We start from the raw sequence: 12,326 nt of genomic DNA, 5'->3' as shown, positions 1-12,326 counted from the left end.
GGACCGGGGGACACCGGGGGGAGCGGGCACGGCCGGGGTCCGGTCCCGGACCCGGCCGAGCACACCCGGTTGCGACACGCTAATCAGATGAAATGCCCAATACGTCCGACCTGCCGCACGTGCCGCCGGGCTTCACCCGTCCGGGGGAGGAACGGGGGCCCGCCCGCGATACCGTGAGGCGGTGAGCAGCAACCATCCGCCCGAGCGCCCCGAACCGGGACCCGCCTCGGCCGACACCCCCCCGGTCTCCGTGATCATGCCGGTGCTCAACGAGGAGCGGCATCTGCGCGCGTCCGTCGAGCACATCCTGCGCCAGGAGTACCCCGGCGAACTGGAGGTGGTCATCGCCCTCGGGCCGTCCACCGACCGCACCGACGAGATCGCCGCCGCCCTGGTGGCCGAAACCGCCGACCACCCGCGCTGCCGGGTGGTCACCGTTCCCAACCCCACCGGGCGCACCCCCGCCGCGCTGAACGCCGCCATCAAGGCCTCCCGCCACCCCGTGGTGGTCCGCGTCGACGGCCACGGGATGCTCTCCCCGGACTACATCGCCCGCGCCGTGCGGCTGTTGGGTGAGACCGGCGCGGCCAACGTCGGCGGCATCATGCACGCCGAGGGGGAGAACGACTGGGAGCGGGCCGTCGCCGCCGCGATGACCTCCCGGATCGGCGTGGGCAACGCCGCCTTCCACACCGGAGGCGCCGCCGGCCCCGCCGAGACCGTCTACCTCGGGGTCTTCCGGCGCGAGGTGCTGGAGCGGCAGGGCGGCTACAACGAGGAGTTCATCCGCGCGCAGGACTGGGAACTGAACCACCGCATCCGGAAGGACGGCGGCCTGATCTGGTTCTCCCCCGAGCTGCTGGTCTCCTACCGGCCCCGACCCACGGTGCGCGCGCTGGCCCGTCAGTACCGGGACTACGGGCGCTGGCGGCGGGTGGTGGCGCGCTACCACCCCGGCTCGATCAACCTCCGCTACCTCGCGCCGCCGACCGCCGTGGTGGCGATCGCCGCCGGTTTGCTGGCCGGCACCGTCGGCCCGGCGCTGGGGGTCGGTGCCGCCGCCTGGACCCTCGTGGTGCCGGGCGGCTACCTCGCCGCCGTCACCGCCGGCTCGGTCCCCGCCGGCCGGGGCCTGCCGTTCGGCGCCCGGGTGCGGATCCCGGTCGCGCTGACCACCATGCACATGTCCTGGGGCTGGGGCTTCCTGACCAGCCCCCGGAAGCTGGCCGAGCGGGTGCGCGCCGCCCGCTGACCCGCCGTCACCGGGTCCGGGCGCCGGGCCCGGTGACGACCCGGCGGGCCCGGCGCCCGGGTCACCACACGGCCCCCGGGTTGACGGTCATGCAGGCGCTGTCGTCGTCCGCGCTCAACGCCTTGGAGTCGTCCAACTCCCTGTGCTCCTCGTCCCCCCGGCGCTCCGGGTCCTCCACCGGCTTCGGGTAGCTCCCGCCCTCGCGCCAGTCCGTGCCGATCACCAGGGTGATCGTCTCGGCGCTCGGGGAGATCCGCACCGAGCGCTTGGGCAGCCCCAACTCCTCCGCGATGGCCAGGGCGTCCGCGCGCAGGTCGTCGGAGGGGTAGCTGAGGGTGGTGTCGGCCTGGGAGATCGGACGCTCGTCCACCTCGGCCAGCACGAAGCCCAGGCCGCGCAGCACCTCGACCAGTTCCCCCGCCCGGCCGTTGACCGGGGGCATGGTCACCGAGCCGGTTCCGTTGCGCACCGCGAGGGAGACGGTGTCCCGCGGGGCGGTGGTCGGCTCCGCCGAGGGCGTGCCGCCCGCACCGGCCCCGTCCCGCCCGGCGCCCCCCGGATCGACGACGGAGTCGCCGTCCCGGTCGTCCAGGGCCACGTCCTCCCGCACCAGGGCGAAGAGTTCCTCCGCCGCGCCCGGCTCGGGCACCACGTGTGCCGAGGGGTTCATCGGGTCGGGAATCCACGGCATGGTGATCATGTTGATCCGCTCGGTCGGGACCCGCCGCAGGTCCTCGCCCAGCTCGTAGAGCCGGGTCACGCTGCCCAGCTCCCGATCGACCGTCAGGGCCCGGGTGGCGGCGTTGGCCAGCGCGTTCAGCTTGCCGGGGTCGGTCAGTCGGGCGCCCGCCTGCAACTCCCGCACCATGGAGGCGAGATACACGTGCTGACCGCGGGTGCGGCCGATGTCGCTGCCGTTCTCGAAGCCGTGCCGGGTGCGCAGCCACTGGAGGGCCTGCTCGCCCCGGATGACACTCTCCCCGGCAGGCAGCCGCAGACCGGACTTGGGGTCGTGGACGTTGGCGTCCACGCACACCGGTACCCCGCCGATCGCATCCGCCATCGACACCACGCCCGCGAAGTCCACCATCATGAAGTGGTCGATCGGGATGCCGGTCAGCTCCTCCCAGGTGGCCACGGTGCAGCCGGGGCCCCCGCGTTGGAGCGAGTGGTTGATGGTGTCCGACTCGACGGTGGGGTACTGCTCGCCGCTCACCGGGTCGGTGCACGCCGGAATGGTCACCCGGGTGTCGCGGGGCACGCTGATCACCGTCATGTTGCTGCGGTCGGCGGAGACGTGCAGCAGCATCTGGACGTCCGCGATCGGCGGGCCGTCGGCGGTGTGGCGGGCGCCGCCCAGGCGCAGGTTCTCCTCGGAGTCCCGCGCGTCGGAGCCGATCAGCAGGATGTTCAGGGGGGTTTGACCGTCGGCGTTGGGCGGCGGCTTCTCGAGCCGATGCTCGCCCAGGTGCAGGTCCTGGCGGTCGATGTTGCCGTTGAGTTCGCGCACGTACAGCCAGGCGGCCACGCCCAGCGCGGCGACGAGCAGGGCCATGGTCGCGGAGCCGGCGATCAGGACGCGGGCCCAGCGCGGGCGACGGGGCCGCTTGCCGGCGCCGGTGGGACGGCGACCGGGCGGCCCGGCCGGACGCGGGCGGCGGGCGGGACCGCCGGCCGCCGCGGCGCCGGCGCCGATGGCCCGGCGGGGCCCGGCGCCGGCCGGGTCCCGCTTCCCGGTACCGGCGGACCTCCCCGACCCGCCGGTTTCCCGATCGCCCGCTTTCCCGTGTCCGTCCCCCGCCGTCCCCTCTGCGGCCGCTCCCGGGGTCTTCTTCCCCCCGGGAGCGGCGGGTTCATCGGGTGGGGCCGGTTCGGCGGGTTCTCCCGCCGAACCGGCCCCCTCATCCGATGCCTCCGCCCGCTTCGCCGGGGTCGCCGTGCCCCGGCCGCGTATTCGGCCCCGTCTCGCGGGGACCGGCTCCGGTTCGGGTTCCGGTCCCCCCTGGCGCGGCACGGAGGCCGGCCGCTTCTCCTCGTAGAGGCTGTCGTCCCAACCGAGTTCCTCGGCCGTTCTGACCCGGGGACCCTCGCCGTCCTCGGATATGCCGCTGGGCACGCGTGTTTTCCCCCGCTCAATGCTGGTCAACGATCGGCCGCCCGAGGGGGCGGCGTCATGAGGCGCAGACGTCCTCGTCGTCCGCGGTGACGCTGTCGAGGTCGGCGGGCTTCTTCGCCTCGACCTCGATCGGTGTGCCCGCCCCCCGGAAGTCGTCACCGAGCACCAGGGTCATGGGGCTGTCCCCGGCATCGGCGGAGGACTCCTTCAGGGCACTGTCGGGCAGCCCCATCAACTCCGCGAGGGTGGCTGCCTGACCGGCCTGATCAGGACCATACTCCAGGGTGGTGGTGGTCTGTTGGGCGGTCGCGTTGCCGGCGTTGGTCGCCAGGACCATGCCGTGGGTGTTCTGCATCCACACCAGGGTGTCCTGGGCCGCGCCGACCCGGGTGCCGCCGTTGTAGACGTCCACGCGGACCTGCGCGGCCGGAACCGGCTCTGCCTTCTCCCGCGCGTCGACGGCCTCCCGGGAGTCCTCGGCCGCCTTCCCCGCCTCCTCGGCCTCGGTCAGCGAGAGGTCCTCCTGGAGCATCCGGAACAGCGGCAGCGCCTTGTCCTCGTTGAGCACGACGGTCGCCGCCACCTCCTCGTCCGGGTTGTCGATCACCGGCACGGTCACGAAGCTGATGTCCTTCACCGGGACGTCGGCGAGGTCCTGTGCCAGGGCGACCAGCGACTGGATGTCGCCGATCGCGGCGTCCACGGTCAGGGAGTTGGTGACCGCCTCGGCGAGGGCCCAGACCTTGGTGGGGTTGGTCAGGGTGTCGCCGGAGGTCAGCGAGCGGGCCATCGAGGCCAGGAACTGCTGCTGGAGTTCGATGCGGCTCAGGTCGCTGCCGAAGCCGACCGAGGAGCGGGTCCGCACGAAGGCCAGTGCCTGCTCCCCCTCCACCACGTGACGCCCGGCGGGCAGGGTCAGGTGGGACTTCTTGTCGTCGATGTCCTTGGCCAGGCAGACCTCCACGCCGCCGACGGCGGTGGAGAGGTCCTTGACCGCGTTGAAGTCGGCCATCATGAAGTGGTTGATCTCCACTCCGACCAACTGCTCCACCGTCTTCCAGGTGCAGCCGGGGTCGCGGCCGTCGACGCCGTAGCTCTCGTTGAAGCGCACCCTCTGCGCGCCGGGGATGGTGCGGACGCTGCCGTCGGACTGCACGGTCTCGCAGTCGGGGATGTCCACCACCAGGTCGCGGGGGATGCTGAGGGCGGTGGCGTGGGTGCGGTCCTGCGACACGTGGAGCAGGACGGTGGTGTCGGCGTGACCGGTGCTGTCGGCGTCGCCGTAGCCGTCGTTCCCGGCCCCCAGTCGCTCGTCGGTGCCGATGAACAGGATGTTCACCGGGGCGTCGCGGGTGACGGGATTGTCGAACGGCACCTCGACCTTGGTGAGATTGTCGTTCAACCGCTTGTACACATACCAGGCCACGCCTGCCCCGATGAGCATGAGCATGGCCAGACAGGCGCTGACCCAGATGAGGATTTTCCGGCGGCGTTCCTTTTTCGCCCGTCGCCGCTCGGCGGCGGCGCGACGCTCGGTACCCCGACCACGGGGCGGGCCACCGGCACCCGGCGGACGACGGTCACGGGTGCGCGTACCGGCCCCCCGCCCCGTGGCCCCGGCGTCGTCGCTCGAGCGACGCGGGCGCGGCGGCAGGGTCTTGGTGGAGGAGGCCGTCCCGGACGCGGGACGGGGCCTCGGCCGAACGGCCGGCACGGCGGCACGGGAGGTGGGCACCCCTGAGAGGTTCAGCTCGTAGCCGCCCGTCTCGGGGTTGAACACCCACTGATCCGCGGGGTCGATGTCATCGAGACCGTCGACGCCCCCACGCCCCTGTGTGTCCACGAATCCCTGCACCCTTCGTGTGTGTACGGGGAATAAGACGGCTCACATTAGCTTCCCGGTTCCGGTCGGGCCATGGGCGGTGACGTATTCCACCGTCGATCCGGGGGACCGATCCCGTGGTGCGAGGTTTATCGTTTTCGCAGAATTTGAGAGGTTTTAGCGGGATAAGCGACGACTCGAAACGTCCGGGACATCCACCGGCATCCTCGCGTTCACCGGGCCCGTCGGGGCTTCACGGCGTTCACGCCGGGTCCACCGGGGCGGCCGGGAGGGACGGAGTCGATCACCGTCTTCCCCTCCCCGCCCGTTCCACACCCCCGGACGCGAATCGACCTCGGATCGGGATCGGATCCCGGCCGGCCCCGCCCGCGCCCGTCCCCCCGCACAACGGGGCCGGGGCCGGTCGGGAACCCCTTCTCCCGACCGACCCCGGCCTCCTCCCCGGCCGTGCCGGGGACTCACTCCACGACCCGGGTGACCCGCTCGGTCTCCCGGCGCCGCTCCAGCACCTCGTCACCGATCGGCACCCCGGGGCGGCAGAGCACCACGGAGGCACCCACCGCCAACGGCGCCCAGAACCCCGCGAACAGCCCCCGCCGGTGGTTCCACTCCAGGCGGGAGAGCAGCCGGTCACCGGGCCCGACGCCCATCTCGGCGGCCTCGACCCGCGCGTCCTCCACCACCTGACCGGCCGTCCAGCCGATGCCGTCGACGACCAACGCCGCGTCACCGGGCTGCTGGTCCTCGTCCGGCACGAAGACGTCGCCCTGGCCGGGAACGGCCACCGCGTAGTCGAGGAAGCCCTCCGGCGGTTCGGGGAACCGGGCGCCGAGCGGGCGCAGGGACAGCGCCACCCGCTCCCCGCGGCACGCCCGGGCCTCCTCCAGACGGTCGGGGCCGGCCACCACCAGATCGGCGTCGCCGGGATCGCCACCGATCACCGGGATCACCCGGGTGGAGGCACAGGCGAGCAGCCAGGCGGCGGTCTGCCAATGGGCGGGCAGCAGCAGGGCGAGACGGTCCCCGGGCTCCGCCCCGAGGTCGTCGCGCAGCAGGTTGGCGGTCTTCGCCACCCAGTTGGCGAGGGTGGCGACGGAGAGTTCGACGCGTCCGCCGGTGGTGTCGTCGTACCAGGTCACGAGGGGACGGCCGGCGTCTCCGGCGAGCGCGGAACGCAGCAGGTCGGCGGGGGTGCGATCGGTGGTGTTCATCGGCGCCAGGGTACGCCGACGGCGACGCCGGGAGGGCGGGACGGCACACGCGTCGACTCCCCTCCCCCGCGCCGTTCCTCACTTTCCGTCATCTTTCGGTTCGACACCCGACGCCCGGTGAGCACATCATCATGATCATGCGCCTTTCATCCCTTTACAGCGGGTTTTGTCGCGGAACGGGCCGGGGAACCGATCGTGGAACAGGCCGGGGAGGCCCCGCGGGTCCCGGCCGGTTCCTGCCGACCGTTCTCGTGGGCGGGGGGTGCGCGATGGCGATGCTCCTCACCCCGGTGGGAACGGGCGGGACACCGACCCCGGTCGTGGCGGGGACGACCGACGCCGCGTCGTCCGGAGCCGCGCCCCCGCTCCGCACCGGCGCCACGACGGTCCTGGACCTCCCCACCGACGGGGACCTCCCGGACGGGATCCGGTCGCGGGCCGGGGGAACGGCCCCCGCGCCCCCGGTGGAACTCTCCTCCCCCCGTACGGAGCCCTTCTCCCTGCTCGGCCTGGTGTGGCCCGACCCGACGCGTCCGCTGCTCGGCGAGGCCCGGGCCCGGACCCGGTCGGCCCTCACGGGCGAGTGGTCCGAGTGGCACCCGCTGGACGCCTCCCCCGACCACGGCCCCCCGGCCGGGGAGGGGTCCCGGGGCGGAACGGCGCCGCTGTGGGTCGGGCCGTCGGACGGCGTGGAGGTGCGGGTGGCGCCGGAGACCTCCGGGGGGACCGGGGACGCCGGAGCACTTCCCGACGGGCTCGCCCTCCATCTGGTGGATCCCGGCGAGGGCCCGGAGGGAACGCCGGAGGAGGTCGCCGCAAAGACCCCGGGGGACACCGGCGGGGAAGGGACTCCCGATGTCCCCGGGGCGTCCGTGGTCCCCGCCGCCCCCGCCACGGGAACCACGGACGCCCCGGGCACCACCGAGGACGCGACCCCGGTGCCGGGGAAGGAGCCCGACGACGGGGAGGCGGGGGACGGGACGTCCCCCGCACCGTCCGGGACGGACCCCCTCGGCCCTCCGGCCGGCACGCCCGCCGTGGTCCCCGCCGCGTCCCCGGTCACGTCCCCGGTCACGTCTTCCGTGACGCCTTCGGTCGGCGCCGCGCCCCGGCCGCGTGTCGTCGACCGCGCGGGATGGGGCGCCGACGAGTCGCTGCGGGAGCCCGGGCACGCCTACACGGGCCCGGTCGAGACGCTCTTCGTCCACCACACCGCCCAGGGCAACGACCACACCTGCGCCGAGGCGCCGGCGATGATCCGCGCCGTGTACCGCTACCACGTGGGCAGTCAGGGATGGCGGGACCTCGGGTACAACTTCCTGGTGGACCGCTGCGGCACGCTCTACGAGGGCCGCGCCGGGGGCGTGGACCGCCCCGTTCTCGGCGCCCACACCCTGGGGTTCAACCACGACAGCGCCGGCGTCGCGGTGATCGGCTCGTACGGCGACAGCGGGGCGCCGCGCGCCGTCATCGACTCCCTCGCCCGGCTGGCGGCCTGGAAGCTCGGGCTGTCCGGCATCGACCCCGCGGGCTCGCGCGAGCGGGTCTCCGAGGGCGGGAGTCGGCCGAAGGGTTCCGTCGTCCGCCTGCGGAACGTCTCCGGGCACCGGGACGCCTTCACCACCGAGTGTCCCGGCACCCGGCTGTACGACCGCCTCCCCGACATCCGGGCGGCCGCCGCCCGGCTCCAGGGGCGCTGATTCCTTTCGTCGACCCGGACGGCGCCGCCCGCTCCGTCCGCCCCCTCGCCGGCGGGGCGGCGGTCGGGGCACCGCCCCGGGCCGCGCCCGCGGGGGCCCCGTATAGCCTGAACCGCCATGGCGGAACGCACCTGGCGGCCGGACGGCCCCTACGACATGCGCCGCAGCCTGGAGGTGATGGGGCGCGGCGCGCGCGACCCCGCCCTGATGGCGCTGCGCGACGGCACCGTGTGGCGGGCCTCCCGCACCCCCGAGGGACCGGTGAGCGTGCGGCTGCGGCGGGAGCCGGGCCCGGCCGGCGGGGTCGTGGCGAGCGCCTGGGGCCCGGGGGCGGAGTGGCAGGTGCACCGCCTGCCGGACCTGCTCGGCGCCGGGGACCGTCCCGACGACTTCGTCCCGCACCACCCCCCGGTGGCCGAGGTCTGGCGACGCCACCGGGACGTGCGGTTGATCCGCACCGGGTTGGTGCTGGAATCCCTGATCCCGTCGGTGCTGGAGCAGAAGGTCACCGTCGAGGAGGCGTTCCGCTCCTGGCGGCGACTGCTGCTGCGGTTCGGGGAGCCCGCGCCGGGCCCGGCGGGGGTGGTGCCGGAGGGGTTGCGGGTGATGCCCGATCGGCGGACGTGGTCGCTGATCCCGTCCTGGGAGTGGCACCGGGCCGGCGTGGACGCCAAGCGCTCGGCGACGATCCTGCGGGCCGTGCGGCTGGCCCCGAGGTTGGAGGAGGCCGCATCCATGCCACTGGACCTCGCGATCCGGCGGCTGTGCGCCGTGCCGGGGGTGGGGCCGTGGACGGCGGCCGAGACGCTCCAGCGCAGCAACGGCGAGCCCGACGCGGTGACCGTCGGCGACCTGCACCTGCCCTCGCAGGTGGGGTGGACGCTGGCCGGCGAACGGGACGCCGACGACGCCCGGATGCTGGCCCTGTTGGAGCCCTACGCGGGCCAGCGGTACCGGGCGACGCGGTTGATCCGGTTGGCGGGGCGGCGTCCACCGCGCCGGGAGCCGCGTCGTCGGCACTGGGACATCGCCCGGCTGTGAGGCCGGGCGGCCGCCTCGCCGGTGGTCCGGCGCGGGACCGGCGCGGTCGTCGGATCAGTCGTCGGCGAGCCCCTCGGCGGCCCGCCGCTCGCGCAGCTCGCGGATCGCCCGGCGACGGGCGAGGCGGTGGGTGCGGCGGATCTGCGCCTCCTGGTACCGGCGCCGGTCCCGCTCGGTCTCCGGGATCACCGGCGGAACGGGGCGCGGTCGTCCCTCGCCGTCGACGGCGGCGAAGACGAGGTAGGCGGTGCCCACCCGGGTGGGCGGGGTGGACTCGTTCCAGCGTTCGGCGAGGACCCGCACCCCGACCTCCATGGAGCTGCGGCCGGTCCAGTTGACCTGGGCCTTCACGTGCACGAGGTCGCCCACCCGGACGGGCTCCAGGAAGACCATCTCGTCCATCGAGGCGGTGACGGCCGGGCCCCCGGAGTGCCGACCGGCGACGGCACCCGCCGCGTCGTCGACGAGTTTCATGATGACCCCGCCGTGCACCGTGCCCAGGAGGTTGGTGTCGTTCGCGGTCATGATGTGGCTGAGCGTGGTGCGCGAGGCCGAGGTGGGCTTGCCGGGCAGGTGGACGGGATCGGCCGGGGCGTCGGGTGCGACGCCGTCGCCGGGAACCGGCGGGCCGGGGACTGGATCGGTCATGGTCACCAAGCCTATGCGCGCTCCGGGGCGCGTTCGGGGCGGGCTTCCCCCGAGTGCGCCCCTGGTTGTGCATCAGGTCTGACACATTCGACCCCCTCCCTGTCCGCGCGTACCCGGGAGAGGGCACACTTCCGCCATGAACAACTGGCCCGACGGGTGGACCGACGACGGCCGGGGGCGGGCGGGCCGTGGCGGTCCCCCCCACCCGGAACAGGCACGGGTGATGCCGCACGTGCGCGGCTCGGTGCCGCGGCAGAGCCGCGGGGGGTACGGCGACCACGACGGGTACGCCGACGACGGGTACGGCCGGGGCGGGTACGGGGGCGACCGGTACGACGACCGGTACGGACGGGCCGGGTACCGGGACGACCGGTACGACGACCGCGGCCACGGGGGCCGGGACGGGTACGGCGGGTACGGCGGGTACGACGGGTACGACGGGTACGACGACGACAACGACGGGTACCGGGGGCGGTCGGCCGTGGGACAGCGAATAAAGCGCGGCCTGATCCTCGTGGTCCTGCTGGTGCTGGTGCTCGGGGTGGGGACCTACTTCTGGGCGGACTCCAAGATGCGCCGCGAGGTGGACCTCGCGGCGGTGGAGCAGCGGCCGGAGAGCGGGCGCGGCACGACGTACCTGATCGTGGGGACCGACAGTCGCGAGGGCCTGAGCGAGGAGGAGCGCCGGGAGATGCGCACCGGCAACTCCGAGGGCTCCCGGGCGGACACCATCATGATCCTGCACTCGGGCGATCACGGCAGTTCGCTGATCAGCCTGCCGCGCGACTCGTGGGTGACCATTCCCGAGTTCACCGGTTCCGTCTCCGGCAACCGGATTCCCGAGCAGCAGCACAAGTTGAACGCGGCCTACGCCATCGAGGGGCCGGAGCTGCTGGTGCGCACCGTGGAGCACAACACGGGGCTGCGCATCGACCACTACGCGGAGATCGGCTTCGGCGGCTTCGCCGGTGTGGTGGACGCGCTGGGCGGCGTGGAGATGTGCTTCGACGCCCCGATCCAGGACAAGAACTCCGGCGCGGACTTCGCCGAGGGCTGCCAGACGCTGAACGGTCCGGAGTCCCTGGCCTTCGTGCGGCAGCGCTACCAGGAGTCCATGGGCGACCTGGGCCGGACGAAGAACCAGCAGAAGTTCCTGGGCGCCCTGGGCGACCAGGTGGCCTCGCCGACCACCCTGCTCAACCCCTTCCGCCTCTACCCGACGATGGGAGCCAGCCTGGACTCGCTGGTGGTGGACGAGTCGATGGGGCCCTTCCGGCTGGCGCAGATGTTCCTGGCGCTGCGCGGGGTGCAGGGCTCGGGCGGTACGCAGATGAACGTGCCGGTCGCCAACCCCGGTTTCTCCACCGACAAGGGCTCGGCGGTGCTGTGGGACGAGGAGCGCGCCGCCCAGCTCTTCGAGCAGGTGCGCCGGGACCAGCCGATCACCGTCACCGACGACTGAACCGACGGCCGGACCGACCACCGGGGCCGCGCCCCCGACACACCGCGAGGCGCGGTCCCACCCCTTCCGCAGGGGTGGGACCGCGCCTCGCGGCGTGTCGGGGGCTCCGGGGAGCCGGGGCCGGTCGGTCAGCTCACGCAGAGGCAGAAGGGGTGCCCGACCGGGTCGAGGTAGACGCGGAAGTCCAGCTTCCCGTCGTCATCGCCCTGCACGGCGCGGGCACCGAGTTCGATGACCTGCCGCTCGGCCTCGTCGATCCGGTCCCGTGGCACGTAGAGGTCCAGGTGGAGCTGCTGCCCGTGCTCGGTGGAGGGCCACTCCGGCGGGCGGTACCCCTCCGAGCGCTGGAACGCCAGGCGCTTCCCGCCGTCCGGGATGTTCACCGTGACCCACTCGTCCCCCGGTCCACCCTCGACGGTGCCGTCGAGAACGGCCGCGTAGAAGTCGGCCAGCCCTTTGGGGTCCGGACAGTCCAGCACGGTGGGTCCCATCGTCGCGATGGCCACGACACCTCACGCCCTCTCCTGGTTCGCTTCACAACTCGTCGTTACCCCTCAACCACCTCATGGGGTAACGAGTTACCCCATCATCCCCATCAAGGGGTAACGATGCAACCGGTACCGTGGAGCGCGTGAGCGCGGACATCGCCCCCGGCGGATTGGCCCTGGTCCAGGACCTGGTGAACACCCTGGACCTGGCGTCGGGCCGGGACGCCCTCTCCTCGGCCGCCGACGCGACGGAGTTCCTGGCACGCCACTCCCTGCCGCGCCTGCCCCCGACGGAGATCATCGAACTCCTCCCGCTGCGGGAGGCCCTGCGCGCCGTCCTGCTCGCGCACGCCGGTCACCTCCCGACAAAGACCCCCCTCCACGCCGCCGCCGGGGCAGCGAACGGGCCCGCACCCGATCCGACGGCCGAACTCAACCGACTGCTGGCCACCGGCCCCCTGCTGCTGCGCGTGGACGCGGAGGGCGCCGTCGCGCTGGTGCCCGCGGGGGCCCCGCGGGGGGTGTCCTTCGTCACGGCGCGGGTCGCCGCCGCCATCGCGGAGGG

10 protein-coding genes are annotated in these 12,326 nt (G+C 73.7%); 5 read left to right on the top strand and 5 right to left on the bottom strand.

All coding sequences use genetic code 11. From position 1 onward, the window contains the following. The first annotated feature begins 181 nt into the window (after positions 1 to 181). Positions 182 to 1,252: a glycosyltransferase family 2 protein gene (locus FOE67_RS05570; protein WP_438874187.1), complete on the top strand. Its 1,071-nt coding sequence runs from the start codon at positions 182 to 184 to the stop codon at positions 1,250 to 1,252. A 61-nt stretch (positions 1,253 to 1,313) separates the two neighbouring features. Here the strand turns inward: FOE67_RS05570 and FOE67_RS30255 are convergent, their stop codons facing one another. From FOE67_RS30255 to FOE67_RS05555, 3 genes are all read right to left on the bottom strand, one after another. Beyond that, positions 1,314 to 3,368, bottom strand: a complete 2,055-nt coding sequence (locus FOE67_RS30255; protein WP_323384297.1) for an LCP family protein — start codon at positions 3,366 to 3,368, stop codon at positions 1,314 to 1,316. A gap of 55 nt (positions 3,369 to 3,423) precedes the next feature. Then, positions 3,424 to 5,211: an LCP family protein gene (locus tag FOE67_RS05560; RefSeq protein WP_182661039.1), complete on the bottom strand. Its 1,788-nt coding sequence runs from the start codon at positions 5,209 to 5,211 to the stop codon at positions 3,424 to 3,426. Positions 5,212 to 5,669: 458 nt separating this feature from the next. After that, on the bottom strand, positions 5,670 to 6,422 hold the full coding sequence (locus FOE67_RS05555; protein WP_182661034.1) for a TIGR03089 family protein: 753 nt from the start codon (positions 6,420 to 6,422) through the stop codon (positions 5,670 to 5,672). Between the two features lie 269 nt (positions 6,423 to 6,691). On the opposite strand from FOE67_RS05555, the gene FOE67_RS05550 reads away from it, so the two are divergent. Both FOE67_RS05550 and FOE67_RS05545 read left to right on the top strand, forming a co-directional pair. Beyond that, positions 6,692 to 8,122, top strand: coding sequence for a peptidoglycan recognition protein family protein (locus tag FOE67_RS05550; protein WP_228473578.1), 1,431 nt, complete (start codon positions 6,692 to 6,694; stop codon positions 8,120 to 8,122). A 117-nt stretch (positions 8,123 to 8,239) separates the two neighbouring features. Continuing rightward, positions 8,240 to 9,163, top strand: coding sequence for a DNA-3-methyladenine glycosylase family protein (locus tag FOE67_RS05545; RefSeq protein WP_182661032.1), 924 nt, complete (start codon positions 8,240 to 8,242; stop codon positions 9,161 to 9,163). A gap of 54 nt (positions 9,164 to 9,217) precedes the next feature. On the opposite strand, the gene FOE67_RS05540 is transcribed toward FOE67_RS05545, so the two are convergent. Next, positions 9,218 to 9,811 carry an acyl-CoA thioesterase gene (locus FOE67_RS05540; RefSeq protein ID WP_228473577.1) on the bottom strand — a complete coding sequence of 198 codons (594 nt, stop codon included), beginning with the start codon at positions 9,809 to 9,811 and terminating at the stop codon, positions 9,218 to 9,220. A 136-nt stretch (positions 9,812 to 9,947) separates the two neighbouring features. On the opposite strand from FOE67_RS05540, the gene FOE67_RS05535 reads away from it, so the two are divergent. Next, positions 9,948 to 11,273 (top strand): LCP family protein, encoded by a 1,326-nt coding sequence (locus FOE67_RS05535; protein WP_182661030.1) that lies wholly within the window; start codon positions 9,948 to 9,950, stop codon positions 11,271 to 11,273. Positions 11,274 to 11,401: 128 nt separating this feature from the next. Here the strand turns inward: FOE67_RS05535 and FOE67_RS05530 are convergent, their stop codons facing one another. After that, on the bottom strand, positions 11,402 to 11,779 hold the full coding sequence (locus tag FOE67_RS05530) for a VOC family protein (protein WP_182661028.1): 378 nt from the start codon (positions 11,777 to 11,779) through the stop codon (positions 11,402 to 11,404). Positions 11,780 to 11,904: 125 nt separating this feature from the next. Between FOE67_RS05530 and FOE67_RS05525 the strand changes: the two genes are divergently transcribed. After that, positions 11,905 to 12,326: ABATE domain-containing protein (locus FOE67_RS05525; protein WP_182661026.1), on the top strand; the 422-nt coding region annotated here is incomplete at its 3' end.

This window comes from Streptomyces calidiresistens, assembly GCF_014141525.1.
Lineage (GTDB): Bacteria > Actinomycetota > Actinomycetes > Streptomycetales > Streptomycetaceae > Streptomyces > Streptomyces calidiresistens.
This window is presented reverse-complemented; position numbering and strand designations above follow the sequence as displayed.